This is a genomic window from Belliella marina (genome assembly GCF_042682445.1).
GTDB lineage: Bacteria > Bacteroidota > Bacteroidia > Cytophagales > Cyclobacteriaceae > Belliella > Belliella marina.
On sequence record NZ_JBHUHR010000027.1, the window covers coordinates 17404 to 42586 of the forward strand.

The 25183-nt window shown below is 40.3% G+C and carries 25 protein-coding genes; 7 read left to right on the top strand and 18 right to left on the bottom strand.

Annotation, left to right across the window (positions count from 1 at the left end):
- Nucleotides 1-155: 155 nt before the first annotated feature.
- From ACFSKL_RS09760 to ACFSKL_RS09790, 7 genes are all read right to left on the bottom strand, one after another.
- Nucleotides 156-944 carry a DUF3050 domain-containing protein gene (locus tag ACFSKL_RS09760; protein WP_376885778.1) on the bottom strand — a complete coding sequence of 263 codons (789 nt, stop codon included), beginning with the start codon at nucleotides 942-944 and terminating at the stop codon, nucleotides 156-158.
- Nucleotides 945-1003: 59 nt separating this feature from the next.
- Complete coding sequence (locus ACFSKL_RS09765) at nucleotides 1004-1525, bottom strand: hypothetical protein (RefSeq protein ID WP_376885780.1); 522 nt, start codon at nucleotides 1523-1525, stop codon at nucleotides 1004-1006.
- Between the two features lie 20 nt (nucleotides 1526-1545).
- Nucleotides 1546-3336, bottom strand: a complete 1791-nt coding sequence (locus ACFSKL_RS09770; protein ID WP_376885782.1) for an ABC transporter ATP-binding protein — start codon at nucleotides 3334-3336, stop codon at nucleotides 1546-1548.
- Between the two features lie 106 nt (nucleotides 3337-3442).
- Entirely contained in the window at nucleotides 3443-3772 is a 330-nt protein-coding gene (locus ACFSKL_RS09775; RefSeq protein ID WP_376885784.1) for a DUF6787 family protein, read from the bottom strand.
- A gap of 119 nt (nucleotides 3773-3891) precedes the next feature.
- A complete protein-coding gene (locus ACFSKL_RS09780) occupies nucleotides 3892-4119 on the bottom strand; it encodes a DUF5615 family PIN-like protein (protein WP_376885786.1) in 228 nt (75 codons plus the stop codon).
- On the bottom strand, nucleotides 4116-4346 hold the full coding sequence (locus tag ACFSKL_RS09785; RefSeq protein ID WP_376885787.1) for a DUF433 domain-containing protein: 231 nt from the start codon (nucleotides 4344-4346) through the stop codon (nucleotides 4116-4118). The genes ACFSKL_RS09780 and ACFSKL_RS09785 overlap by 4 nt, the downstream gene beginning before the upstream one ends.
- Nucleotides 4347-4434: 88 nt before the next feature.
- Nucleotides 4435-6168 (bottom strand): M14 family metallopeptidase, encoded by a 1734-nt coding sequence (locus ACFSKL_RS09790; protein ID WP_376885789.1) that lies wholly within the window; start codon nucleotides 6166-6168, stop codon nucleotides 4435-4437.
- Between the two features lie 299 nt (nucleotides 6169-6467).
- Here ACFSKL_RS09790 and ACFSKL_RS09795 point away from each other — a divergent pair, with 299 nt between their 5' ends.
- Nucleotides 6468-7589: an AAA family ATPase gene (locus ACFSKL_RS09795; protein WP_376885790.1), complete on the top strand. Its 1122-nt coding sequence runs from the start codon at nucleotides 6468-6470 to the stop codon at nucleotides 7587-7589.
- Nucleotides 7590-7806: 217 nt separating this feature from the next.
- Here the strand turns inward: ACFSKL_RS09795 and ACFSKL_RS09800 are convergent, their stop codons facing one another.
- The 4 genes from ACFSKL_RS09800 to pdhA all read right to left on the bottom strand — a co-directional run bounded on the left by ACFSKL_RS09800 (nucleotide 7807) and on the right by pdhA (nucleotide 12097).
- Complete coding sequence (locus ACFSKL_RS09800; protein ID WP_376885792.1) at nucleotides 7807-9126, bottom strand: aspartate kinase; 1320 nt, start codon at nucleotides 9124-9126, stop codon at nucleotides 7807-7809.
- Nucleotides 9127-9583: 457 nt separating this feature from the next.
- Nucleotides 9584-10060: a 6,7-dimethyl-8-ribityllumazine synthase gene (gene ribH / locus ACFSKL_RS09805; RefSeq protein ID WP_376885794.1), complete on the bottom strand. Its 477-nt coding sequence runs from the start codon at nucleotides 10058-10060 to the stop codon at nucleotides 9584-9586.
- 85 nt (nucleotides 10061-10145) lie between these two features.
- Nucleotides 10146-10853, bottom strand: coding sequence for a tetratricopeptide repeat protein (locus ACFSKL_RS09810; protein WP_376885796.1), 708 nt, complete (start codon nucleotides 10851-10853; stop codon nucleotides 10146-10148).
- A gap of 224 nt (nucleotides 10854-11077) precedes the next feature.
- Entirely contained in the window at nucleotides 11078-12097 is a 1020-nt protein-coding gene (pdhA, locus tag ACFSKL_RS09815; protein ID WP_376885798.1) for a pyruvate dehydrogenase (acetyl-transferring) E1 component subunit alpha, read from the bottom strand.
- Between the two features lie 104 nt (nucleotides 12098-12201).
- On the opposite strand from pdhA, the gene recF reads away from it, so the two are divergent.
- Nucleotides 12202-13311, top strand: coding sequence for a DNA replication/repair protein RecF (recF, locus tag ACFSKL_RS09820; protein WP_376885800.1), 1110 nt, complete (start codon nucleotides 12202-12204; stop codon nucleotides 13309-13311).
- Here recF and ACFSKL_RS09825 read toward each other — a convergent pair.
- Genes ACFSKL_RS09825 through ACFSKL_RS09835 form a run of 3 tightly spaced genes read right to left on the bottom strand, consistent with a single transcriptional unit; the run spans nucleotide 13305 to nucleotide 14810 of the window.
- The gene (locus tag ACFSKL_RS09825) at nucleotides 13305-13721 is read right to left on the bottom strand and encodes a DoxX family protein (RefSeq protein WP_376885801.1); all 417 of its coding nucleotides are present in this window, start codon (nucleotides 13719-13721) and stop codon (nucleotides 13305-13307) included. The genes recF and ACFSKL_RS09825 overlap by 7 nt on opposite strands.
- Entirely contained in the window at nucleotides 13718-13939 is a 222-nt protein-coding gene (locus ACFSKL_RS09830; RefSeq protein WP_376886033.1) for a hypothetical protein, read from the bottom strand. The genes ACFSKL_RS09825 and ACFSKL_RS09830 overlap by 4 nt, the downstream gene beginning before the upstream one ends.
- The gene (locus ACFSKL_RS09835) at nucleotides 13905-14810 is read right to left on the bottom strand and encodes a nucleotidyltransferase family protein (RefSeq protein WP_376885803.1); all 906 of its coding nucleotides are present in this window, start codon (nucleotides 14808-14810) and stop codon (nucleotides 13905-13907) included. Before ACFSKL_RS09835 ends, ACFSKL_RS09830 begins: the two co-directional genes overlap by 35 nt.
- A gap of 366 nt (nucleotides 14811-15176) precedes the next feature.
- On the opposite strand from ACFSKL_RS09835, the gene ACFSKL_RS09840 reads away from it, so the two are divergent.
- Both ACFSKL_RS09840 and ACFSKL_RS09845 read left to right on the top strand, forming a co-directional pair.
- Nucleotides 15177-15515 carry a P-II family nitrogen regulator gene (locus ACFSKL_RS09840; RefSeq protein WP_376885805.1) on the top strand — a complete coding sequence of 113 codons (339 nt, stop codon included), beginning with the start codon at nucleotides 15177-15179 and terminating at the stop codon, nucleotides 15513-15515.
- A gap of 69 nt (nucleotides 15516-15584) precedes the next feature.
- Nucleotides 15585-16817: an ammonium transporter gene (locus ACFSKL_RS09845; RefSeq protein WP_376885806.1), complete on the top strand. Its 1233-nt coding sequence runs from the start codon at nucleotides 15585-15587 to the stop codon at nucleotides 16815-16817.
- Between the two features lie 347 nt (nucleotides 16818-17164).
- On the opposite strand, the gene nadC is transcribed toward ACFSKL_RS09845, so the two are convergent.
- Both nadC and ACFSKL_RS09855 read right to left on the bottom strand, forming a co-directional pair.
- Complete coding sequence (gene nadC, locus ACFSKL_RS09850) at nucleotides 17165-18025, bottom strand: carboxylating nicotinate-nucleotide diphosphorylase (RefSeq protein WP_376885808.1); 861 nt, start codon at nucleotides 18023-18025, stop codon at nucleotides 17165-17167.
- A 40-nt stretch (nucleotides 18026-18065) separates the two neighbouring features.
- Complete coding sequence (locus ACFSKL_RS09855) at nucleotides 18066-18464, bottom strand: DUF4783 domain-containing protein (protein WP_376885810.1); 399 nt, start codon at nucleotides 18462-18464, stop codon at nucleotides 18066-18068.
- A 210-nt stretch (nucleotides 18465-18674) separates the two neighbouring features.
- Between ACFSKL_RS09855 and gpmI the strand changes: the two genes are divergently transcribed.
- The 3 genes from gpmI to ACFSKL_RS09870 are packed head-to-tail and all read left to right on the top strand — an operon-like array spanning nucleotide 18675 to nucleotide 21400.
- Complete coding sequence (gene gpmI / locus ACFSKL_RS09860; RefSeq protein WP_376885812.1) at nucleotides 18675-20198, top strand: 2,3-bisphosphoglycerate-independent phosphoglycerate mutase; 1524 nt, start codon at nucleotides 18675-18677, stop codon at nucleotides 20196-20198.
- On the top strand, nucleotides 20198-20755 hold the full coding sequence (locus ACFSKL_RS09865; RefSeq protein WP_376885814.1) for a hypothetical protein: 558 nt from the start codon (nucleotides 20198-20200) through the stop codon (nucleotides 20753-20755). Before gpmI ends, ACFSKL_RS09865 begins: the two co-directional genes overlap by 1 nt.
- A gap of 48 nt (nucleotides 20756-20803) precedes the next feature.
- Nucleotides 20804-21400 (top strand): hypothetical protein, encoded by a 597-nt coding sequence (locus ACFSKL_RS09870; RefSeq protein WP_376885816.1) that lies wholly within the window; start codon nucleotides 20804-20806, stop codon nucleotides 21398-21400.
- A gap of 454 nt (nucleotides 21401-21854) precedes the next feature.
- Here the strand turns inward: ACFSKL_RS09870 and ACFSKL_RS09875 are convergent, their stop codons facing one another.
- Both ACFSKL_RS09875 and ACFSKL_RS09880 read right to left on the bottom strand, forming a co-directional pair.
- Nucleotides 21855-23360, bottom strand: coding sequence for a sodium:proton antiporter (locus ACFSKL_RS09875; RefSeq protein WP_376885818.1), 1506 nt, complete (start codon nucleotides 23358-23360; stop codon nucleotides 21855-21857).
- A 193-nt stretch (nucleotides 23361-23553) separates the two neighbouring features.
- Entirely contained in the window at nucleotides 23554-24780 is a 1227-nt protein-coding gene (locus tag ACFSKL_RS09880) for a Glu/Leu/Phe/Val dehydrogenase dimerization domain-containing protein (protein WP_376885820.1), read from the bottom strand.
- Between the last annotated feature and the right edge of the window lie 403 nt (nucleotides 24781-25183).

The window sequence follows — 25183 nt, forward strand, 5'->3', positions numbered from 1 at the left end:
ACCTCACTGCCCACTTGAAAGGCTAGCGCCTAAAGAATTTTTTCAATTCATCAATTTTAATGAAATTTGGTGAATCAATTCACCGAAAATTATAATAATTGGTGAATTGAAGCTAGCAAAACTTTCCTTTGGATATTTAGCTGACATTAAAGACTCTAGCTTTCCGCAGCAACTTTAACTCTTACTGCATCATGAATCCCATCCCACAGCACTTTTCTAGCTTCCAAAGCTTCTATGGCTGCATACTTGGTTTCTTCCCACTTTACAGGATCGTTTCCACAAAGGTGATCCAACATTTTCATCGCCAGTGGACCATGGTGATCTTCATCCAAATGGATATGTCTTTCGAAGTAATATTCCAATGTTTCCAGTTCGCCCGGTTTGCTTTTGATAAGGTCATTCACCAATTGTCGAAACAAGTCTGGAATCAACTCTTCCCTACCAAATGTGAAAGATGCCGCTATTTGGTGAGGCTTCCCTGCTTGCACCACTGCAAAGTTTGTTCTTAGAAAATGCTTGACAGAATCTGGCTGATCGAGACTTTCTACGACTTCATCAAATGACTGTCCAGTTCTCAATTCTTCTATAACACGTTCTATCTTGCCTGTACCTGCCCCAGCTTCTTTCATAGCTCCCAAGTACAACTCAAAGTGGCTGCAATATCCTCCTTGTCCATCTTCGTCGCTCTCTTCAGCAAGAACGATGTCATTGATCAATCTTGTGACCATTGGCTCATTGGAAGGAACCCAAGGGATACTTGTGCCTGTCAGTTTCGATTGTAGGGCTTTGAGTAAGGTCATAAAATCCCATACGGCATAGACGTGCTGTTCCATGAATACTTGGAAGTCTTCAAGGGTTTTGAGGTCATTATAAATTGGGTGCTGTAAAAGGGCAGTTCTATAAGGCTCAATGGCCTTCATCAGTTTTTCAATACTTTGATTCATTATATCAATTGGGTGTTTTTTTGATAACAATAACTTACGGCAAAAAAAAATGTTTAATTTCAAAACCGTACACCAACCCGGATAGGAATTAAGCTGGCTTGTTGTTGGATCATTATGCCTGTTTTTGCATACAATTGGACTTTTGGTGAGAGCTTGATCATTGGGCCAGCCGTAATTTCTCCATAGAAGTTTCTTGCACCATTTTCATATTGATTCCAGAGATGCCCATTTCCCAATTTCAGGTTGATCAAAGGAGATACTTTTTTCATGTAATTCGCATATTCGAGATTAAAAAATGCGGCTATGCCATGGTAGGTTGGTGAAGAGGCAGCATAAAAACCATTATAACTGATGCCTAGACCAACATTGAGTTTTTCTCGAAGGATAATCCCATTGATGACAGACAGTTCATAACCGTTTCGACCAGAAAGATCATGACCTTTCCAATTTGGTCCAGGATCTACATCAAATAGCGTATTTCTAAACTGGAGATGGCCAGCTTCTATGTTTAATGAGTACTTGGCTTGACCAAGCGCAATTTCTCCATATGCTAGGAATAGAAAAGTTAGAATGTATTTCAAATGCCTCACCACAGTTAAACTTATTCCGCAAACTGTAACCTTACCAAGTTGGCATAAAAACCATCTTCTTGCTCTGCAAGATTTTCGTGTGTACCCTCTTCCACTATTTCTCCGTCTTTGAGGACATAGATTCTATCCACTTTTCTGATGGTAGACAGTCTGTGGGCAATGATAATCGTAGTCCTGTTTTTCATCAGTTCGTCCAAAGCTTCCTGTACCAAGCTTTCAGATTCGGCATCAAGTGAAGAGGTGGCTTCATCCAAAATCAAGATTGCTGGATCTTTCAAAATGGCTCTTGCGATGGCAACACGTTGACGCTGTCCCCCAGAGAGTTTGATTCCCCTTTCACCAACTGTTGTTTCCAAACCTTCGGGGAATTTGCTTATAAACTGCCAAGCATTGGCTTTTTTGGCAGCTTCTATTATTTCTTCCTCTGTGGCATCAGGTTTTGCATATGCGATGTTTTCCCTGATACTTCCACCGAAAAGTAGAACTTCCTGTGGAACAATACCTATATTTGATCTGAGTTGTTTGAGGTTCCATTCTCCCACAGCTTTCCCATCTACGGTAAGTGTACCTCTGTTGGTAGGGTAGAAATTGAGCAAAAGTTGGATGATGGTTGATTTCCCTGCACCACTATGTCCGGCCAGAGCGACTTTCTCCCCAGCGCCAATGCTCAGGTTGATGTCTTTGAGCACTTCTATTTCAGGTCTGGTAGGATAAGTAAAGCCTATATTGGAGAAGGAGACATTTCCCCTCATTGGTACTTGTTGGAAGTCAGCAGTGGAATATTCCGGAGATTCCTGCAGGATTTCCAATACCCGCTCAGACGATCCGATTGCCTTTTGGATCTGTCCATAGATATCTCCCAGTCCGGCAATCGATCCTCCAATAAATGTCGTGTACAATACAAATGACACCAAATCCCCAACGCTCATCGCACCGGAAGCAACCAAAGTCGCTCCATACCACATCACAGCTACAATCCCGCCAAAGAGGGCAAAGATGATAAATGAGATAAATGCCCCTCTAAAACCAGCAGCTTTCAAAGCGACTTTTACCACTTTATTGAGGCCATTTCTATATCTGTTGGATTCATAATCCTCCCCTGCAAAAGATTTTACAGTCATGATCGACTGCAATGTTTCTTCCACAATGACATTTGCTGCTGCCAATTCATCTTGTGCCTGTTTGGATAATGTCCTGATAAATTTCCCAAAAACTATCGCAATGATCACCAAAACAGGAAAGGTAGCCAACATGAAGATGGTTAGTTTTGGAGTAGTGACCATCAGGAATATTACGCCCGCTACCAAGGTGATGATTTGCCTGAAAAGCTCTGCCAAGGTCGTGGAAAAGGTATCTTGCAGCATGCTTACATCTGCGGTAATCCTAGAAATCAGCTCCCCAGTTCTTCTTTTATCGAAGAATGTCATTGGTAATTGGACCAGCTGACTATAAAGCGAAATCCTCACATCGCGCATGCTTCTTTCCGAAACCTTCGCAAACAACCAAACTCGGAAGAAAGAAAATATGCTTTGAACCAATAGAATTCCCAGAAGTAAAAATGCGATTCCATTGATGTCATTTACCAACCAGGATTTTCCTGAGGCAGTATCGATCAATTTACCTGCGACGTATGGGAAAGTCAGGAGTGTCAAACTTGACAGCAACAAAAACAAGAGACCTAAGATAAATGTCCATTTATAAGGCAATATAAACCTAAAGACTCCTCCCAATTTCCCTAGACTTTCTTTGTTGAGCTTGCGCTTTTCGTGTTCTTCCAGGGACTTACCTTTCTTTTTTGCCATTACAAGTTATGGTTCTGAATTAAAATTGTCCGCAAATTTACGTAATCAAGTGCTGCGAAGCTCATGAGGGTGGAGTTTTTTTTGAAAAGATTGATTTTGGTAAAATTCATTCTTTTTTCTTTTTCCCGAAGATTCTTCTAAAGAACTGTTTTTCTTTTTCCCAGAAGAAATCAAATTGTCCCAAAACAAATCCCCAAAACAAAAGGACAAGCTGATAAAGAGGAAGTACGAGGAGAAGGTAGAGGACAGTTTTCCAAAATCCCCCACGCTCCATACTGATTCCCAACAAATCAAAAATTGGTTTTTTGATAAACAATATCGTAAACCCAGTCAATGCAAATACCAACAGAACCAAGAGGACTTGCTTCAGGCTTTTGAGTTTCCATTTGCTTTGAAGTTTTTCTAAAAATGAGGGGGATTGTTTTTTATTTTTCATGGGCAAATAATCCGTGCAATGATAGTTCCAGATAGTCAGATTCTTCAAAAAGCTTCTCAATCTTTTCTATATTTTGTCGAACCAAATCGAATAGAAATCTATTTTTGATGTTTCCAGTACTAATTTATTAATAGTTTTTTTGGGGATTTCAATAGGATGTGGGAATGATGAAAGTCCGAGTCTTTAGAAATAAGGATTAGGCGATGTCTATCTGCAAAATTGGCAACTTCCATATCTGAGCTTTCATCTCCATTAGGTAAATCTAAAACGTGAATAGCATGATGACCTTTTTGTTTTAATATTTCGCAAAACAAAGGCGGGAGTTGTGCGTCAAGTAAAAATTTCATGCAGAATGGCTAAATGATTTAGCCCTGGTTAAAAGAGAAGCATATTTTAAACAGGCTATGATATCTTCTTTTTCAAGTGCTGGATAGTCATCAAGTATTTCATTTTCCGTCATCCCTGAGCTAAGAAGATCTAATATCAATTCTACGGTATACATTTTATTTCTAATTGTCGGCTTACCGTGACAAACTTGTGGGTTTATACTAATTCTCTTCAAGACATCCTCCATAACATTAAAATTAAGGATTTAAAATCATTTTTTTACAATATTAAGACGTAACTTTTTTATGGTTAGTTTTATATAATTTAGAGTTAAACTAAAACTCTACCCTATACACAGGATACCTGTTATGCTCTTTTTCTTTCCATGGAGAGTTTTCATATACCCACCGCAACTGTGCCGATGCGCTTTTTGCCAATTCTTCATTTTCTGCTTTAGCTTTTTCCAGTGCTGCTCTTATCGATGGATTTTGTGATAAATATTCTGCAGCCAAATCCTCAAAAACATAAGCAGAATAACCCTCTTTGGATTGCAAAACTGTATCGAAATAGTTCCAGGCAAAGAAGCTGTCCTCTCCCTCAGGCTCCAATACCTCAATGATATAGTTGTTGGACTCTTGGTTCATATGAACTATAAAGTCACCTTTTCTAAAATCCATCTTGGCAGTTGATTTCTCTACGGTCACATTTGTATGTAAATAATGTCCTTCGTATGGGCGCTGTCCAGTTTGGAAATCTTTGATATGATAAACGGATACCTGAATGCTGCTGTCTTGATTCAACTCCTGAATTTGCACACCATTTCTTCTCAAATTGTCAACGACTGTATGCCATCCTTGGGGAATGATATAAGCTTCTGGTTTGTCGAGAACCAATCCCGGTTGATAAGCATCATAAAATTTGATCTCTGTAGAAAAGGGTTTGTCTCGATCGTAGTAAAGTCTTGGCAGTCCCGAAATGTCAGATGGCTTCTGTCCTGATTCATATCCGTGAAATTCCATTAGCTTGTATGTACTTCTATCGGATGTGTGGTTGAGCCCGAAACTGCCCTGTTCAGCGACTTTTTCTCGGTCGGCTTTTGCCATGGCGACGATTTTCGAAGCATCTGTCTTGAATATTTCTATAAAGCTCAGGAATAATTCATAGGTGGAGGCTACTCTTTGATCGTAAGGCTTGAGCATGTGTGTCTCTGGCATAAAGCTCAAAGTCTTGAACAAAGCCGCAAATCCACTGCTGTATCTACCGATGTCTTTGAACTGTGGCCAGCCATCTTCCGGCTTGCTTCCATAAGCATTGACATAAGGAATCATAGGGAAATCTTTGGCCTTCATGCTTTCATAAAGTGCAGGATTCAATGTTTTTTCTAAATATGCTCCCAATTCCCCACCCAATCTATCATGCTGCGTGGAGATTAAGGTCATCACATGTTGATAGTCCGCACCATTGCTTACATGGGTGTCTATAAATACCTGTGGCTTCAGCCAACTGAATATTTCCTGAAATGAACGGGCATTTTTGGTGTCTGCTTTGATAAAATCCCTGTTGAGGTCAAAGTTTCTTGCATTTCCCCTGAAGCCAAACTCTTCCGGACCATTTTGATTAACCCGACTGTGGGAGCCTCGATTTAAGTGACCACCTATGTTATAAACTGGCGTGATGGCTATGGCGATATCAGCTGGGACATCTATTTTTCCCAATAAAATATCCCTCAAAAACATCATGGAAGCATCAATGCCGTCTGGCTCGCCTGGATGGATCCCATTATTGATGTAGAGCACGAGTCTGTTATTTTGATGCCAGATTTTCGGATCAAATTCTTTTTGTGCATCATACTTGATAACATGCAATGGCATTCCTGAATCGGTAATACCCATTTCCACCATTTTTACAGTCTCAAAATCCTTGGCTAATTGGTCAAAATAATCAATTACTTCTGAGTAAATTGGTGTTTTCTGCCCTTTGGATTTCTCGAAAAGGGTCTCGTATTGACTTTGTGCCATTATATCGTTGAAGTTCAAGAGTACAATAAAAAGGAATGCAAGTTTCTTCATGCCCGAATTTGATGAAAAAGAAGAATAAATACTAAAAGGATTTTATGATTGGTTTTGTTAAATGTGAATTTATTCCGTACTTTACGTTACGTATTTTACGTAACGTAAAGTACGGAATAATGAGTTTGCTAATTATAAATTAATGCCAGAGACCTGTAAGGTTTAAATCTTGATAAATGCTTTTTTATAAATTCTGCACATCGGTTAATTTCAGCAGAAAACGTGATAGGTCTTATCTAAATGAAATTGAAATCCGATGTATAAAATATTGGGAAGCAAGAATATAAACAATTAGCCTAATGAAAAAGCCTGACAATCCTTTTGTTTTGAATACTTATCATGGAAAAGCTTATTTCTGTGACAGGGAAGATGACCTGATAGCCCTTCAGGAACACATCAAAAATGGCAGAAATGTGGTTTTGTATGCTTGGAGAAGGTTGGGTAAGTCAGCTTTGGTGCATCGTTTTTTTGAAGAATTGGAAGACTCGGGGGATTATGAGACCTTATATGTTGATTTTTTGGGAGCCATATCTATGGAAGATGCGATTAAGGAATTGTCAAGTGCTGTTTTTGAACGTTTTGGAAAGAACAAGTCCGGCATCAATGCGACTATCCAAAAATTGATTTCTTCCATAGGGGCGACAATCAGTTTTGATCCCATATCAGGTACTCCAGCTTTGAACTTAGGATTGAATTCTTCAGGCAACGAAGAGCAATCACTCCACGCTTTGGGAGAATTTTTGGATCAGAGGAAGAAAAGGGTTGTAGTTGCGATTGATGAATTTCAGCAGGTGGCTACCTATAGTGAGTCGAATGCAGAAGCAATGTTCAGGACTTGGGTTCAAAAATTTCCCAGCATCAGGTTTATATTTTCTGGAAGCCACAGGGGAATGATGTCGGAGATGTTTTTGGAGAAAAACAGGCCCTTTTATCTCAGTGCGCAATTGCTTTCACTGGATCCAATTCCTTTTGATAAGTATAATCCTTTTATTCAGGCGCATTTTGGAGCAAAGAGAAAGGTGATTTCAGAGGAGATTGTCAAATCAATTTTGGACTGGTCGAGAGGGCAGACTTATACGATCCAACTGATCTGCAACTACCTCTACGCCCAGTGTCAAGAAGTGAAGGTTGCGGATGTTCAACGGGTGAAGACTGATATTTTGGCACAACAGCAAGCGATTTTCGCAAATTTCCCGAAAATGTTGACAAAGACGCAGTGGAAAGTGTTTCAGGCTATAGCCAAAGAGGAACCATTGAGGAATCCACTTTCGAAGGAATTTATCAATAAATATCGATTAGGGGCGACAAGCACTGTGAGTACAGCCATCAAGTCTCTCCAAAAGCAAGAGCTTGTCATTGAAGATGATGGGGTTTTCCTTGTCCATGAAGTATTATTGGCAAGATGGATGGCAAGATTATAAAAAACAATCCCCTTTCAGATGAATGGACATCCGAAAGGGGATTTGTTGTTTTAAGCTGGCTAGCCCTTATTTTTCAGTAAAGTGGCTGTTTTACAAAAGTTTGTTAAGTGTTAATTCGAGGCTTACATTTAACGCTTAACATTGAACATTTCGCCCTATGCTGATTGATATTCCCAAGACATATTTAAGGTCTGGATTAGAATAACACAAGCTTTATTTACCATTCAAAAAGACCAGCATTGAGGCTTTTCAATGCAGGATTTTTGAATTGGGCATCTACTAGCAGAGACACATTGTGTCGGCTGCCTCCATAAGAAACCATTCGGATGGGGTATTCTGTCAGGCAGTTCATGATTTGGGCTACACTGCCTTTTGATTCGGCAATCAGGTTACCTACCACTGAAATAATCGCTTGGTTTTGGTCCACTTCGACTGCTCCGTAAGCCTCTAGTTCTCTCACAATGTCAGAAAGATGCGATAAGTCATCGATAGTAACTGAAACAGCTACTTCGGAGGTAGTGATCATATCGATCGAAGTTTTGTATTTTTCAAATACTTCAAAAACCTTTCTCAAGAAACCATAGGCCAATAGCATGCGGCTTGATTTGATCTTGATTGCAGTGATGCCATCTTTGGCAGCCAATGCTTTAACACCTGTCCCCTGTTCCTTGGCAGTGATTGTAGTGCCAGGAGCATCAGGCTCCATGGTATTCAATAGCTTTACGGCAATGTTGTACTGCTGTGCAGGCCAAATGGATGCAGGGTGCAGAATTTTGGCACCAAAGTAAGCCAATTCCGCAGCTTCATCGAATGACAACTGGGCTATAGGTCTTGTCTTGTCCACGATCCTAGGATCATTGTTGTGCATACCATCGATATCAGTCCAGATTTCGACTACATCTGCATTGATCGCCGCTCCAATAAGGGAAGCAGAATAATCTGAACCACCTCTTTTGAGGTTGTCGACTTCATTTCTGTGGTTTTTGCAGATATATCCTTGCGTGACGAAAATGCTCTCCTCAGCATAATTCCCAAGAATACCTTTAAGCTTCTCTGAGATTTTCTTCAATTCCGGCTCATGGTTCTCATCGATGCTCATGAAATCCAATGCAGGTAAAAATACTGCCGGCACATCCAATTCCTGAAGTAAAGTATAAAACAACTTCGTCGACAGAAGCTCCCCTTGTGCAAGGATATCTCTATTGATTGCTTCGTTAAAAGAAATCTTCAAGATGATATTCAAAAACTCAAAGTGTTCGGCGATGATTTTTTCCGCTTTTTTCTGCGCTGATTCTGTTTTCAAAAGCTCTTTGTAGAAAACCAGATAGTGCTTGTGCAAAGTGTCAATCCGTTCTTTTGCCAGCTCTTTGTTGGCTTCGGCAAGTGCATCACCGATACCTACCAGTGCATTGGTAGTTCCCGACAGTGCCGAAAGGACTACTATTTTTTTCTGATTGTCTCTTGTGATCAGTTCTTTTACTTGATGCATTCTTTCGGGTCTGCCTACAGAGGTCCCCCCGAATTTCATTATTTTCATGGTATGTATTAGGTTTGAGGTTGTTTTTTAATTCAAAATACTTTTTTGTGTAAGGTCCTACATCGTCCGTGCCTACGGCACTTCATAATTTCTCTCTAATATTTAATCCCGGCAATAGATTGCCGGTCTAATATTTCGGTCATGCCTACGGCATTTTTTTTCATGTCCTGAAATTAGTTGACACTTTTTCCATTGTTTTTCATTTCAATCCTAAAAACCTGTCTCACTTTAGGGAGGAGTAGAGACCTGTCCCGCAGAATTGCGGGGAGAAATCTCGAACTGAAATTTATATGTACTTTTCATTTTCCCACTTCTTCGACCATAATCGGGACGAGACCTCTCCTGCCGTCGAGGTGACGTAGTCGTAGAAAGCACACTCTTGGTTCGTTTCTCGCTTCTTAGATTTTTCTCTTGCTTCTCGTTTCTCGACTCTCGCCTCTTGACAACTTTTCTCTCCTTAAAATCCAAGCATCTTGACAGCTGTAATGGCTGCTTCGTCACCTTTGTTTCCGTGCTTTCCACCAGATCTATCCAATGCTTGCTGCATGGTATCGGGGGTCAAAACTCCAAAAATGACAGGTTTGTTGTATTTCAACCCTACATTGGTGATTCCATGTGCTACGGCATCGCAGATAAAATCAAAATGACGGGTTTCTCCCTGGATTACACACCCTAGGCAGATTACAGCATCGATTTCTTCGATTTCAGCAAGCCATTGGGCGCCAAGGGTCAATTCAAATGATCCAGGGACATTTTTTTTGTAGATATTTTCTTTTTTTGCGCCATGCTTCATGAGGGTTTCCACTGCGGCAGAGTACAAAGAGCCTGTAACTTGGTCATTCCATTCAGATACGACGATGCCAAATTTTTTGTCAGAGATATCAAGTAGGTTTTTGTCAGTATATTGACTTAAGCTTTTCAGGGAAGTTGCCATGATTTTTTTTTAGGTTTGGATAAATAAAAAAAGAGTAAGACCAGCTGGTCTTACTCTTCCTTCATGCTATTTACGAGATAAAGCATTACTTAGAGGCAAGACCTTCCAAGCGGGCTTTATGCTTTCGTGCGTTGGTAAATTCGTATGATTCGAAGTATTTTTCTTCGATTAATTCGTAAGTTTTGATGGCATTGGCCATATCACCGGCTTCTTCATAAGCGATTGCCAGTTTGTTCAAATATCTTGGTGTGAAGAATTTGTTTTCACTTTCAGTTGAAGCTTTTTTGTATGCAGAGATTGCTTCCTTGGTGTTGCCAAGTTCCAGATAGGCATCCCCCAACAAGGAATATGCTTTGGCTTGTACAAAGTAGTCATCTGCTGAGAATTTTTTCAGATGGTCTACAGCCTTCTCAAATTGGCCTTCAGACAGGTATATTGATCCGATGTAAAAATTTGAAAGATTGGCGGCATCAGTTCCAGAGTATTGGTCAGCGATCTTCAAAAAACCAGTGTTTGTACCATCACCGTTCAAAGCTAAGTCAGTTTGGTTTTGCTCGAAGTAATATACGGCTTGGAACATTTCTGCCTGGGCTTTTTCATTTTGGTTTTGCTTGTTGATTTGCAAAAACAAGATGCCCGCTATGACAATCACAGCAGCAATCAAGATCCCTCCGAAGAGTTTAGAGTTTTGTCTGACAAAATTCTCTCCCCTTTCCAATCTACTTGCAATTACTTCTGGGTTTTCCAGTAATTCGTAATCTACTTCGCTATTTTTTGTTTCTTTCTTAGCCATTCTATTAAAATTATTGGCGCAAAGATATATTTCTTTAATTCAAATGCAAAGCCATTGCCCCAATACCTAATAATCTGTGAGTAAAAAAAGGGGAAATGTCATAAATTAGACTGATGAAGTACTTTTGTCTATAGCTATTATCAAGAAGCAACGGTGCCAAATCAGTTGTTAACAAAAAAGCCCTTGGGAAATTTTCCCAAGGGCTTTTTGAATTGCAAGGGTGATTATTCCATTACAAACGGATAATCTTCTTGCATATAGATGTCTTTGAAAGCATCTTGTCCGTCAGGCCAAGGTGATTCTTCAGCAAATTTGACTGCATCGTCGACTTGTTTCTTTACTTTTTTGTCGATTTCCTTGATTTCGTCTTCCGTCAAGATGCTGTTGTCAATGATCGTCGCCTTTACTTGTGCGATAGGGTCTCTCTCTTTGTATTCCTCTACCTCTTCACGGGTTCTGTATTTTTGGGGATCTGACATCGAATGTCCTTTGTACCTGTAAGTCCTGAATTCCAACAAAGTCGGGCCATCGCCTTTTCTCGCTCTTTCGGCAGCTTCAGCTACAGCTTCGTGGATCGCTTCTACATTCATTCCATCTACTGGGAAAGAAGGCATGTCATAAGCTTCACCGATTTTGTACAGCTCAGTCACATTTGAAGTCCTTGCTACTGAGGTACCCATTGCATAACCATTGTTTTCGATGACGAAAATCACAGGGGTTTTGTACAGCATAGCCAAATTGAAAGCTTCATGGACAGCACCTTGTCTCACTGCTCCATCACCCATGTGGCAAATACATAGGTTTTTGGTGCCTCTGTATTTTTCGGCAAAACCGATTCCTAGACCCATAGGCACTTGTGCACCTACGATTCCGTGGCCTCCCATGAAATTTCTTTCTTTGTCAAAAATGTGCATGGATCCACCCTTGCCTTTTGTGGTTCCGGTAGCTTTTCCATAAAGTTCCGCCATGACAGCACCAGGGTCTGTTCCAAGACCCAGTGGATGGGCGTGGTCTCTGTATGCAGTGATCCATTTGTCATCTTTATCCAGTGCGGTTATCGCCCCGGAAGCACAAGCTTCTTGACCAATATATAAATGACAAAATCCTCTTATTTTTTGCTGACCATATAATTGGCCTGCTTTTTCTTCAAACCTTCTCATTAACAACATACTTTCGTACCAGAAAGCATATGTTTCTTTGGAGTATTTTGCTTTCGACTTCGCAGCCGTGCTCTTCTTTGCCATATCGTTTATTGTAAAATATGCTAAATTAGGACTCAAATATAATCAAATGGGCTGAATTGTAAGTCCGAATGCGAAAATAGTCAAAAACCCTACAGTTTCTAAAAATGTACCTGAAAAATCTCCAACTCAATCAATTTAAAAATTACCAGAAGGCTAAGTTGGAGTTTTCTGAGGAGATAAATTGTCTGGTAGGAATCAATGGGTCAGGCAAAACCAATCTGCTCGATGCCATTCATTATCTGTGTCTTACCAAGGGTGCGATCAATGTCCAAGACAGCCAAAATATCCTACATGATGCGGATTTTTTCACTGTTTTTGGAGAATTCTGTTTGGAGGACAAGGTTCTTGAGATCCGCTGTGTCGTTGAGGCAGGTAAAAAGAAGCAATTGATCCAGAATGGAAAGGCCATTGAGAAAATGAGTGATCATATTGGCCTCTTGCCTGTGGTGATGATTGCTCCTGACGATACCATGCTGATCAAAGATGGAAGCGAAGAAAGAAGGAGATTTTTTGACAATATGCTCTGTCAATTGGACAAGGGCTATTTGGATAAATTGGTCCGGTTTCAGCACTTTCTCAAGCAAAGGAATGCCCTGATGAAGCAGTTTTCTGATTCGGGAAAGTTCAATAAAAATCTGCTAGAACCCTATGATCAGGAAATCATTCAATTGTCCAGATTTATTTCAGAAGAGAGGAGTCGGTTTTTGGAAGGCTTCAAGCCGTTGTTGCTGGATCATTATGCCAATATATCGGGAATGAGGGAGGGTGTGGATATACAATATAGTACTACTTGCCTTTCTACAAGTTTTGAAAGGGAGTTTGTTCAAAACCACCAAAAGGATCTTGCCCTGAAAAGAACGACAATGGGTATCCACAAAGATGATTTTGTTTTTGAAATCGATGGTTACCCGATCAAAAAGTTTGGTTCACAGGGACAACAGAAATCTTTTGTAATTGCATTAAAGCTTGCCCAGTTTGAGATTTTCCATACCATGAAAGGCGTCAAGCCCGTGCTGTTATTGGATGATATATTCGACAAACTAGATGATCACAGGATCGAAAAACTCGTAAAACTGGTTGCCGAGCACAAGTTTGGGCAACTTTTTATCACTGATGCCAGGCCTGAGCGATCTAAGGCTATTTTGAATGCCATAGATGCTCAGACTAGCTTTTTTGTGGTTGATAAGGGTGTTGTATCAACTTGGGATCAATAGCTTTTTTTCTTTTTGATTTGTCCATCTACAGACCATTTCCCCGGTCCCAACAAAAACAGACTGACGAAAACAGTCAAGTAAAGTAGAGACATTTCCTGTACCGAAAACGGATCCCCACCATGTGCGATAAATGCTGCTACGCACATTGTAATGATCAACGGGATCAAAGAGAGTCTGGTAAGAAATCCGATAGCCAAAAAAAGCGCACAGAAAAACTCAGCAAAAATAACTAACTGGAGTGATACGGCCGATCCCAAACCGATCAGGTCGGGAAAAGTCTGGAGATTGGCGCTGAAATCTGACAGCTTGGCCCAGCCGTGTGTAGCCATCATTAACCCTGCGCCTGCACGTAATACCAACAAAGCAATGTCCTTGAATATGCTTTGGCTGTAGAAGAATATGTTTTTCATTGGTTTTGTGTTTTTTTTGTTTTTTCTCTACCGATTTTGAGGTCTTCGGTTGGTCTTGGATATTTAAGCGTCGAAGATGTGGCTTGTTCGGTTTCTTTAATAATTGATTCCTCAATCAATTCTTTATTGAACCGAAAAACGCCATGTTTGAGTGATACAGATTGTGTGTTGACCCAATCAGGTCTATTCCCAAAGGTTTTTGGGATATTCTCCGTCATCGTGGAGTTTTTTTAGAGAAGCTATTACCACGGGCTTGTCTTCTGTGTAAGTGACACCAAACCAAGTTTTACCTCCTTCAAGTACTTCTACGGCGCCTTCGCCATTTTCGATGAGCGTATTGGCTACCAAGGGGATAAAGAATTCAGACTTGATGTTTTCTTTGTTGGCAGGGAGGAATTCCTCCCACATCTTTTGGAGATTGTTGAATACTGCATGGTGAAAGCCCCAAAAATTCATGGATACAGGGGTTCCCTCAGGTATTTCTATAGATTCTCCATCACCATTTGCAATGATTTTTCCATTTTCCCTTGAGATAGAGGTTCTTTCTACCATACCGATCAGTTGATTGGATTCATTCATTGTGCAAACTCCACGGCTTACAGTACCATGTTCTGAAAGTACGTTTTGGATAGCATAACCTACCATCGCGTGGAGATTTGGTTGAACTCCATTCGTAAGGAATTTCCCCAATACTTCAAAAGCTTCTTTTCCATAGAAATCATCGGCATTGATCACTGCAAATGGTTCCGAAATGGCATCTTTGGCACAAAGGACCGCATGTGCAGTTCCGTATGGTTTTACACGATCAGGGTTTTGGAATTCTTCGGGGACAAATGAGGTCAGGGATTGAAGCACAAATTCAACTTCGATTTTGCCTTCTATTTTTGGGAGGAACTTTTCTTTGGCTACTTGCAGGATTTCTTCCCTTACGATGAAGACTACTTTGCCAAAGCCACCTCTGATGGCATCATAAATTGAGTATTCCAATATTGTCTCGCCATTGGGGCCAAAGCCGTCAATCTGTTTGTTTCCACCATATCTGCTGCCCATACCGGCTGCCAGAACCAAAAGTGTTGGTTTGTTTTGCATAATGTTAAAAGGATGATTAAAATTTCACACCTTCAAATTTACCTTTTTCATTTTTCATACAAAGTCATTTACCCAAAAAATATAAATAGATCTGGTAAAAAGATCAATTTTAGATTTAGCCAACTCCTTCACATTCAAAATTTAAATGAATAGGGATTGAAAATAATATAGGGTTTGTATGAAACCATGAAATTCAAAATTGATGTTAATTTTGTAGAATTTTAAATTGTATTTTACCCAAAAATCAATTTTTATGCATGAATCATGTGAAAATAGGCTCAAAAATAAACCTGTTTTGTTTTTTCTGTAAATTTTGTTTTACATTAGCATTCAGAATTCAAGAAAACCACTAATTCTTTGACTAAAATGAAAAAAATAGAAGCAATCATTAGAACATCCAAATTCCAGGATATCTACAAATGTGTAGCAGGTCTGGGGGTGAAGTTTCTTTCCTTTTATGATGTAAAGGGAATGGGTCTCGAACATGCAAAACCTCAGACCTACCGAGGTGTCGCATTTGAGCCGTCTTATATTCCAAGAACAAAAATTGAAATCGTGACTACTGAGGATTTGGTGGATTCGGTGGTCAATTGCATTCTCACCGAAGGAAAGACCGGAGAAATAGGAGATGGAAAAATCTTCATTTCAGATGTGATACAGGCTTATAGAATCAGAAACGACGACAAAGGGGAAGAAGCCCTATAAGCCAAACCATTTATTTCCATTAAAAAATAAATACCTAATTACCTATTTCAACCTAATCTATACAAACCTATGAATCAAGAAATGTTTACCATAAACAACCTCTGGATGATGGTAGCCACCATTTTGGTTTTCATCATGCACCTTGGCTTCGCAAGCTTGGAAGCAGGGCTCACCAGAGCGAAAAATACTGTCAATATCCTTTTTAAAAACACGATCATCCCAGCAATTGGCTTATTGACCTATGCTTTTATTGGGTTCAACCTTATGTATCCAGGAGATGATTTCGTGGGAAGCTTCTTTGGACTTGGGGGTATTGGGATATCGCTTCCGGAAGGCTGGGATACCTTTGCCTACAATGAAGGCTATACTTTTTTCACGGATTTTATTTTCCAGGCGATGTTTGCCGCTACTGCTGCTACGATTGTTTCTGGTGCTGTTGCTGAGCGTGTCAAGCTTGGGCCGTTTATCTTCTTTTCGATCCTATATGTGGGTATCTTCTACCCAATAGTTGGAATGTGGAAATGGGGCGGTGGATTTTTGGATACCTTAGATACTCCATTTTATGACTTTGCTGGATCTACAATTGTCCATTCTGTTGGAGGCTGGGGAGCTTTGGTTGGGGCATATTTATTGGGCCCTAGAGTTGGAAAATACACCGAAAAGGGGATGAATGCCATCCCTGGACATAATATACCGATGGCGACCATAGGTGTGTTTTTACTTTGGTTCGGATGGTTTGGGTTCAATGGTGGTTCTGTATTGACTGCTGATCCGGGGACTGTATCGTTGGTATTCGTGACAACTGCTATTGCGGGAGCATCAGGTGCTTTTGGCGCTTTGGTAGCTTCTTATTTGAAATTCAAAACCTATGATATCACCATGGTGCTCAACGGGATTTTGGCTGGCTTGGTCGGAATCACTGCCGGTGCTGATTTGATGAGTGTAGGCGAATCTGCGATTATTGGGTTTATAGGGGGTACACTTGTGGTATTCGCCGTTGTCTTTTTTGACAGAATCAAAATTGATGATCCAGTTGGTGCTATATCCGTCCATTTGATTGGTGGTATTTGGGGTACACTAGCCGTAGGCCTCTTTGGTGACTTGGCAGGGATGAGCCAGATTTGGTCTCAGTTGATCGGAATCGGAGTTGTTGGTGCTTTCTGCTTTGTAGCTAGCTGGTTGATATTCTTTACAATGAAACGTACTGTAGGCATCCGGGTAGATGAAAGGGAAGAAGTCGAGGGCTTGGATATCAACGAACACAGCATGCGTGCTTATCCTGATTTTGCAACAAAAGAATAAAAACAGCCATATTTCATCCATTAAAGGGCCTTTCAATTCTGGAAGGCCTTTTTTTTAGTTTGGAGGAGAGGCAAGAATCAAGATGCAAAAGACGAGAAGCAAGAGAAAAGAAGCAAAGACACGACATAAGACACATGCCCTGAAAGAGCGCCTGACACAAACATAGGGTTTTTAACCCTATGTTGAGATGAAAAGGAGATCAATTTTGCCCTGAAGGGGCAATTGAATGGTTATTAGATGGATGTAAAAACAATGGAAAAAGTGTCAACTATTTCTATGACATACGATCAAATTATGATGAAGAAAAACGAAATACGATCAACCTTACTTAGCTTTTAAGCCAATTATCAAAAAGCTTTCAAGCTAATATCCATACTTTTTACCTGATGTGTCAGCGCTCCCACAGAGATGAAGTCCACCCCACACTCGGCAACATCCTTCAAGGTCGATTCTGTAATCCCGCCAGATGCTTCAAGTGGATATCTTCCACCGACCATTTTCACAGCTTCACGCATCGTGGCGTAATCCATGTTGTCAAGCATGATGTAATCAATTCCACCTACCCTGAGAACTTCAGCCACTTCCTCAAGATTTCTTGTTTCAATCTCAATTTTAAGCTTTAGCTTGTTTTCTTTGAGGTACTTTGTTGTCGAATGGATTGCTTTTTCTATTCCCCCGGCGAAATCTATATGGTTGTCCTTGAGCATGACCATGTCATATAGTGCGTATCTGTGATTCAGTCCACCGCCCAAAACGACCGCCCATTTTTCCATCATCCGGAAGTTTGGTGTAGTTTTTCTGGTGTCCATCAATTTGGCCTTGGTGTGGGAGATCAGGTTATTCAGTTGATGCGTTTTTGTCGCAATGCCACTCATGCGCTGCATGCAATTCAACACAAGCCTTTCCGTTGTCAAAATCGATGTCGCAGCTCCTTTGACTGTCAGGCCTATATCACCTGCTTTGACCAAGGTGCCATCTTCCTTCAGTATTTCAACTTTCAAAGTAGGGTCGAATTGGTGGAATATTTTTTCTGCCAAAACCAAGCCTGCCAAAATACCATCTTCTTTGACCAGTAGTTGCGCTTGGCCTTGCTGCTGGGCAGGAATGGAAGATAAAGAGGAATAATCCCCAGGGCCTACATCTTCTAAAAGTGCTTGTTCTATAAATTGTCGGATATTCGACTCGGTCAGATAGGGTAGATTTTTCACATCCCAAAAATAGGAAATTAAAAGAAGTTTTAACCTAAAATCAATACTTGATAATCTCTAAACTGTAAATCCTATATTCTTCTTGCTGAAGTTTACCCCTTAATAATATCCTATAAGATTCTCCCAGGGAAGTGTAGGTTCCTATATAATGTTTGATCTGTTCTCCAGAGAATCCTTCATGGATTATTTCAAAATTTTCGGGCGGATACTTTTTGAAAAAGTCCCTTATGACCAATTCAGCTTGGTTTTTGGAGTATTCGCCTTGGTATCCATTGATATTGAGTTCTATGCCGTTGTCAAAAAATCTTGCCAATTCCCTGCTAGACCCATTCTTGAAAGATGTAAATATCACTTCATTTTCACTGCTGGCGGCAATTGTAATAAGCGAAAGCGTACCTATGGTCAACAGGCAAAATATGAAGGGCAATAATTTTTTCATATTCTCCGAAAAACAAATTCTAAGCCAAAATGTACTAACAATGCAATTAAATCAACTGCAATTTTAAATCTCTTGAAATCTGTTAAATCAATCTTGTTATTGTTATGATTTTGGGGGGTAAGCCAAAATTTCTCTTCACATTATTGAAATGCTAGGGAAGAATATCCATTTTTGCGGACAAATGAAATGAGTTAAACCTATATTTGCAAGATGAAGAAGAAAGTTATACTGATGATTTTGGATGGATGGGGAATCGCCCCTAATCCCAGCGTTTCAGCTATCGACAAGGCAAACACTCCCTTTATAGATAGTATTTTTGAAAAATACCCTCATTCCAAACTAGAGGCTTCTGGACTTGCAGTAGGTCTTCCGGAAGGACAAATGGGCAATTCTGAAGTTGGCCATATGAATATTGGTGCTGGTCGAGTTGTCTATCAGGATTTGGTAAAGGTCAACAAAGCCGTGGAAGAGGGGGATTTGAATGAAAATCCAATACTGAAAGAAGCTTTTGCCTATGCTAAAGAGACTGGGAAGAAGGTTCATTTTATCGGGTTGGTATCTGATGGAGGGGTTCATGCGCATATAGACCACTTGAAAGGTCTTTGTGATGCGGCAAAAGCCAATGGGCTTGACCAGGCATTTATCCATGCATTTACAGATGGTAGAGATACAGATCCAAAGGGTGGATTGAATTATCTCCAAGATCTTCAGGCACATTTGGACCATTCCGTAGGGGAAATAGCTTCGGTTGTGGGAAGGTATTATGCCATGGATCGGGATAACCGATGGGAACGTGTCAAGCTTGCCTATGACGCCATGGTACTTGGAGAAGGTGAAATGTCAAAAAACATCTTGACTTCCATCAAAAAATCATACGAAAATGGTGTGACGGATGAGTTTATCAGACCGATTGTCAAAGCAAATGCACAAGGCAAGCCATTGGCATTGATTGAAGAAGGTGACGTAGTGATTTGCTTCAATTTCAGGACAGATAGGGGAAGGGAAATCACCCAAGTCCTTACCCAGAAGGATTTTGAGGATTACAAAATGAAGAAATTGAACTTGAATTACATCACGTTCACCAGTTATGATGAGACATTCAAGGGTGTGAAAGTGCTTTTCGAAAAAGACAACCTCCAGAATACACTTGGTGAAGTCTTGGCAGAGAATGGCAAAAAGCAGATCAGGATAGCAGAGACCGAGAAATATCCGCATGTGACATTTTTCTTCTCAGGCGGCAGGGAAAAAGTATTTGAAGGTGAATCCAGAATCCTCTGCCCTTCACCGAAAGTGGCGACTTATGATTTGAAGCCTGAAATGAGTGCTTTTGAAATCGCGAATAAAATCAAACCGGAATTGAAGAAAAAAGAGGTGGATTTTGTCTGTCTCAATTTTGCCAACCCGGATATGGTAGGCCATACAGGTGTATTTGATGCAGCAGTAAAAGCGTGCGAGGCGGTGGATAAATGTGCCGAAGATGTAATTACACAGGCATTGGCCAGTGGGTATACGACCATTGTGATTGCCGATCACGGCAATTCTGATGTGATGGTCAATGAAGATGGAAGTCCAAACACAGCACATACGACCAATTTGGTGCCTTGTGTGATGGTGGATGACCAAGATAGGTTGGAAGTAAACGATGGGAAATTGGGAGATTTGGCCCCTACTATTTTGACCTTGTTGGGGATATCCATACCTGCAGAAATGACTGGTAATATTTTACTGAAATAATGAATATAAAAATAGTCTGTATTTTCATTTTGGCGGTTTTGGCAGGCTGCCAATCCGAAGAAGTCAATAAGGAGGGTTTCGACCCTCCTTATTTTCAATTGAAGGAGTTTGTCGAAGGGCAGGCAACATTGCTCCATGGCAAAAAGCTAATCAAGGAAATACAGTTTGATTCTTCCAATGAACGGGTTGAGATGATACCCACAGAAGAAGAGTGGCTGGAAGAGTTGGATTTTTTTGTACAATCTGATATCAATAAACTGTCTTTGGTACAAGCATACGAAGTTGTGAGTGATGAAAATGAAGTTGTATACTCTTTGAAAAAAGGGGAAAAAAGCAAAGTGAAATCATTGAAAATCGAGTTTTTTGAAAATAAAAAACCAAGTAAAATCGAATTTGTGATCGGCTCAGCAAACACTTTTTACACAACCAACACCGTGGGGTTGTTACTGGTGGATGAAGAGACAAACCTGGTGAGTAAATTTGAAGTGAATGGCAAACAGAAGGTGGTATTTTTGGATCATATTTCCATGAGCTTAAAAGGAGAGATAAGTAACTGATTATTTAAGATTATGAATATATTTATGGCTTAATCAACGCCAAAGTATATGAAGCACCTATTTACTCTATTCTTCCTTGTTTTCGGTTTTAATGTTGTCCCATTTGCGCAGCAGAATATCGAATGGTCTCCAGAGGTTGTTTTGGAGCTTTCTGATTTCCAATCAAAAAGAACTAGGATAGATCCCACAGTAGATAGTTATTTGATACAGACTGGTTCGAAGGTTGATTTTTTGGTCAGTATGAGTAACGCAGAATTTCTGTTTACGAAAAATTTTAATTCAAAAGTAACTGCGATTTTTAGCCCAAATGCTTCATTGATCATTGCTCCCAATGAAAATGTGGCCAACAGTTTGTTGAACTTCGCAAGGTATCATTTTGACCTTACAGAGCTGTATGCAAGGAAATTCAGGAAAATGCTGTTTGAAAATAAAGGTGCATTTTCCAGTATCAATTTTATTATGCCACTGTATGACAATGTTCAAGAAGAATTAGTCGCAAGAAGCGGTGAAGCCGGAGATGTTTCAGGTTTGGGGATGGATGGAGCCGAACTGGAAAAGCTTCATTTGGCAGTCAAGTTGGAGTTGACCGATTATGAGGATTTTTGCAAAACCTGCAAGCCGCCAAAAGATAAAAAGAGGAAGTGATTTTTTTATACATTTTCTTGTTTTCAAAACCACCATCAAGTTTATTCAATCAGTTGATTCATTAAAGACCTACATATTTCGCTCTCTTGATACTTCTAAAAATCTGGGCGGTTACAAAATTAGTGGGCTGAATCATTAATTTTTCCCAAATTAACTAATAACCTGAGTTCGACTATTCTCATTTTGTCAAAACGGGTTTAAATGGTGAGAACTACGAAAAGAAGGTGCGTGAAGTATTATTGGCATATTGTGGATTGAAAAAGTGAAGTAGATTGCCGTTTAAAACCGAATAGTCGGCTCAGTCAATAAAAACACCCATTTACTGTGTTAAATTTCTGAGCGATAGCTTGGGCTATCCCTCAAAAATTTGCCTTGTAACTGGATATTTTTATTGATTTTGACTTTGTGATAACAATCGAACTCAAGTTAATAACTCAATCCACTAATCTCCTTACTACACAAAAGCAAAGAATATCAGCCAAATGATGATCAATACCGGAAGTAAAATAGGGATTGAAAACCTGATGATGTAGCCAAAGAATGAAGGCATTTTGATTCCGCTCTGCTCAGCGATTGATTTTACCATAAAGTTCGGACCATTGCCAATATAAGTCATTGCACCAAAGAATACGGCCGCCAGGGATATTGCCATCAATTCAAAGGCAGAATCATCATAATTGTTCATTGCAAAATCTTTTACCATGGCTACATTACTGATTTCGGCTCCTTGAGAGGCCATTGCTGCGGCAAGGAAATTCAGGTAGGTTGGTGCATTGTCCAGTACTCCAGACAGAATTCCCGTACCCCAATACAATGTATTGTGTGTGATCAATTGAGCCCCTTCCGGAGATTTGGCAAAATTCCCAACCAATTCCAAAGCAGGCATCATGGTGCCGAATATCCCAATAAAGATGAATGCGACTTCCCTGATCGGTTCGAAATTGAACTCATTGCCCTTGATGGCTTTTTGATCCGCAAATCTATAGGAGAAATATGCGACTGAGAGCATGATAAGTTCTCTCAAAAATGAAAATTTCTGACCATCATAATGAATGGCAGGAACCCACTCGATGACATTTGGATCCAAAAAGACGGATGCTATCACAACGGCTAGCCATAGAAAATTCTTTGCCCCAATCAGTGCAAATGTGTTGGTATAGGTGATTTCTTCCAGTTCATCCTCGTGGGCTTTTCCATATTTTCGATCGATGAAATAAAATACCACAGCCAAGAAAGATAAGGCGACGACCCATGCAGGCCAGTTATGCTCCAAAGTCCAAAAGAATGGAATCCCCTTCAAGAAACCAAGGAAAAGAGGTGGATCGCCAATGGGTGTCAGAGATCCACCAACATTGCTCACCATAAAGATGAAGAATATGATATGGTAGGCCTGTATATTTCCTTTGTTCAGTCTGATAAAGGGACGGATGAGCAACATGGATGCACCAGTAGTACCGATCAGATTTGAAATCAAAGCCCCGACCAACAGCAAGCTTACATTGGCCAAAGGGGTGGATTTTTTGTCTATTTCAATCAAAATCCCTCCAGAAGCTATATACAAAGAAGCTAAAAGCGCTATAAACTGGACATATTCAGCCAATGCGTGTACTGGACCATGGACATTTCCCAAAATAAAGAGATAATAGAATACTACCAAAACCGCAAGTCCAACGGCTACTTTTGGGTAATTGTGATGCCAGAAGTGCTCATAGAACAATGGACCGGTAGCAATCATCAAAAGTAAAAGTACAAAAGGTATTACCAACCAACCAGGGGCATCATGGTGGTGTTCATCCTGAGACTCGTCATGTATGTGTGCTGCCACACTGGTAATCGGTTCATCTTGTGAAGCACTGTCTAATTGTTCGGTTTGCGTATTTGCTTGTGCATTGACTATAGGGATGTTACAAACAAAGAAAATTCCGGATAGCAGCACAAATGCAGCAATAAAACTCTTCATTCAATGGTTTTTATAGGGTATATCAAAAGATTTGAATAGATCACAGTATTTTCTTCATGATGTGGATTTGCGATTCCAGAAGAAATTATCCTGCTAAACTACTTATTTTGAATGAAAAGCGCTAACGAAAATGAAACAGCCGATAGTAAATAATTCAAAAATATTTGCTATCGGCTGATGATTGGTGAATATGTTATACGAGTTGCTTGAGCGCTATTTCAAAAGAGGCTTGTGCAATTCGGATTTTTCCAGGATTGACCTCATGGGTCTTTTTCAATGCTTTTGAGATGGTTTTGCTCACATCTTTGAAAATCCCATCATCGGTCATCTCCACCTTGTCGGACATAAGGTAGGCAAATACCCTTGCCATGCCACAGTTTGCGATGAAGTCTGGGATTACAGACACTTTTTCATCAGCCCACATTCCGGTTGGTCCAAAGAAAATCTCAGGATCTGAAAATGGCACATTGGCACCACAGGAGATTACCTCAAGTCCCGCCTTTACCATTCTTTCAGCTTGGTCTTTGTTGACCAAGCGAGAGGCTGCTGCGGGAATAAAAATCTCCGATTGGAGGTCCCAAACTCTGCTGTTGATTTCTTCAAATGAAAGCATGTCTTCAGCAACGAGCTTGTTCCCTTCTCTTTTGATGAAAAGTTCCCTTACTTCATCCAGGCTGAAGCCTTCCTCTTTGATCAATCCGCCTTCCCGGTCTATGATTCCCACTATTTTCACCCCTTCTACTGCCAGAAAACATGCAGCAGCTGCACCTACATTCCCCCATCCTTGGATTACAGCCCTTTTTCCCTTGAGCTGCCCTCCCCATATCTTATAGTAATGCCTCACAGCCTCAGCTACGCCAAAGCCTGTGATCATATCTGCTACGGTGTATTTTTTAGGACCATTCGGAGTGTAGTCCGGATCTTCCAACACTTTGGATACACCTTGGCGTAATTGACCTATTTTTCTGATTTTTTGAGGTTCGGTCGCATGGAAATGGCCATTGACCACCCCTTCTTGAGGATGCCACAGGCCATAAGATTCCGTGATGGGGATTACTTCATGGATTTCATCCACATTGAGGTCTCCACCTGTTCCATAATAATTCTTGAGCAATGGCATGACCGCCTTGTACCATCTCTTCAATACCTCCGGCTTTCTGGGGTCATTCGGATCAAAGTTGATTCCTGATTTGGCACCTCCGATATTTGGCCCTGATACCGTAAATTTTACTTCCATGGTTTTGGCAAGTGACTCTACCTCTCTTTTGTCCAGTCCTTTTCTCATCCTGGTACCACCTCCGGCTGCACCTCCTCTGAGTGAATTGATCACTACCCAGCCTTCGGCTTCAGTTTCACTATCGCTCCATTCAAAAACAATCTCAGGTTGCTTGTTCTCAAATTTCTTGAGTAAATCTTTCATATCTCTAACTATTTGGGGTTTTTATCTTGGACAAAAATAGAAATATTTGGGAGATAGCTATAACCTTCCGCAAATTGTATAGATGATTTCTTAATTAAAAAATAACTTGATCAACTACAGATGGGCACAGAAGACATGGTTTTTCTGATCCGTGATCATCTGCTGAATCTGTTTAATCAGCGTTCTATAGCACACAGATGACGCTGATTTTGCGGATTTACGCTGATTTTTTATTGTTCGAACCTATGGAGATTGCACCTACAACTTCATGTTTGCTCCCCAAAAAACAAATGAATCAAACACAGCTAAACACAGAAGACATAGTCTTTCTGATCCGTGATTATCCGCTGAATCTGTTTAATCAGCGTTCTATAGCACACAGATGACGCTGATTTTGCGGATT

Excerpts from the sequence above, each read along its gene's own strand:
- ACFSKL_RS09760 (WP_376885778.1), bottom strand. The coding sequence starts at position 944 with ATGAATCAAAGTATTGAAAAACTGATGAAGGCCATTGAGCCTTATAGA.
- ACFSKL_RS09770 (WP_376885782.1), bottom strand. The coding sequence starts at position 3,336 with ATGGCAAAAAAGAAAGGTAAGTCCCTGGAAGAACACGAAAAGCGCAAG.
- ACFSKL_RS09775 (WP_376885784.1), bottom strand. The coding sequence starts at position 3,772 with ATGAAAAATAAAAAACAATCCCCCTCATTTTTAGAAAAACTTCAAAGC.
- ACFSKL_RS09780 (WP_376885786.1), bottom strand. The coding sequence starts at position 4,119 with ATGAAATTTTTACTTGACGCACAACTCCCGCCTTTGTTTTGCGAAATA.
- ACFSKL_RS09785 (WP_376885787.1), bottom strand. The coding sequence starts at position 4,346 with ATGGAGGATGTCTTGAAGAGAATTAGTATAAACCCACAAGTTTGTCAC.
- ACFSKL_RS09790 (WP_376885789.1), bottom strand. The coding sequence starts at position 6,168 with ATGAAGAAACTTGCATTCCTTTTTATTGTACTCTTGAACTTCAACGAT.
- ACFSKL_RS09795 (WP_376885790.1), top strand. The coding sequence starts at position 6,468 with ATGAAAAAGCCTGACAATCCTTTTGTTTTGAATACTTATCATGGAAAA.
- ACFSKL_RS09800 (WP_376885792.1), bottom strand. The coding sequence starts at position 9,126 with ATGAAAATAATGAAATTCGGGGGGACCTCTGTAGGCAGACCCGAAAGA.
- ribH (WP_376885794.1), bottom strand. The coding sequence starts at position 10,060 with ATGGCAACTTCCCTGAAAAGCTTAAGTCAATATACTGACAAAAACCTA.
- ACFSKL_RS09810 (WP_376885796.1), bottom strand. The coding sequence starts at position 10,853 with ATGGCTAAGAAAGAAACAAAAAATAGCGAAGTAGATTACGAATTACTG.
- pdhA (WP_376885798.1), bottom strand. The coding sequence starts at position 12,097 with ATGGCAAAGAAGAGCACGGCTGCGAAGTCGAAAGCAAAATACTCCAAA.
- recF (WP_376885800.1), top strand. The coding sequence starts at position 12,202 with ATGTACCTGAAAAATCTCCAACTCAATCAATTTAAAAATTACCAGAAG.
- ACFSKL_RS09825 (WP_376885801.1), bottom strand. The coding sequence starts at position 13,721 with ATGAAAAACATATTCTTCTACAGCCAAAGCATATTCAAGGACATTGCT.
- ACFSKL_RS09830 (WP_376886033.1), bottom strand. The coding sequence starts at position 13,939 with ATGACGGAGAATATCCCAAAAACCTTTGGGAATAGACCTGATTGGGTC.
- ACFSKL_RS09835 (WP_376885803.1), bottom strand. The coding sequence starts at position 14,810 with ATGCAAAACAAACCAACACTTTTGGTTCTGGCAGCCGGTATGGGCAGC.
- ACFSKL_RS09840 (WP_376885805.1), top strand. The coding sequence starts at position 15,177 with ATGAAAAAAATAGAAGCAATCATTAGAACATCCAAATTCCAGGATATC.
- ACFSKL_RS09845 (WP_376885806.1), top strand. The coding sequence starts at position 15,585 with ATGAATCAAGAAATGTTTACCATAAACAACCTCTGGATGATGGTAGCC.
- ACFSKL_RS09855 (WP_376885810.1), bottom strand. The coding sequence starts at position 18,464 with ATGAAAAAATTATTGCCCTTCATATTTTGCCTGTTGACCATAGGTACG.
- gpmI (WP_376885812.1), top strand. The coding sequence starts at position 18,675 with ATGAAGAAGAAAGTTATACTGATGATTTTGGATGGATGGGGAATCGCC.
- ACFSKL_RS09865 (WP_376885814.1), top strand. The coding sequence starts at position 20,198 with ATGAATATAAAAATAGTCTGTATTTTCATTTTGGCGGTTTTGGCAGGC.
- ACFSKL_RS09870 (WP_376885816.1), top strand. The coding sequence starts at position 20,804 with ATGAAGCACCTATTTACTCTATTCTTCCTTGTTTTCGGTTTTAATGTT.
- ACFSKL_RS09875 (WP_376885818.1), bottom strand. The coding sequence starts at position 23,360 with ATGAAGAGTTTTATTGCTGCATTTGTGCTGCTATCCGGAATTTTCTTT.
- ACFSKL_RS09880 (WP_376885820.1), bottom strand. The coding sequence starts at position 24,780 with ATGAAAGATTTACTCAAGAAATTTGAGAACAAGCAACCTGAGATTGTT.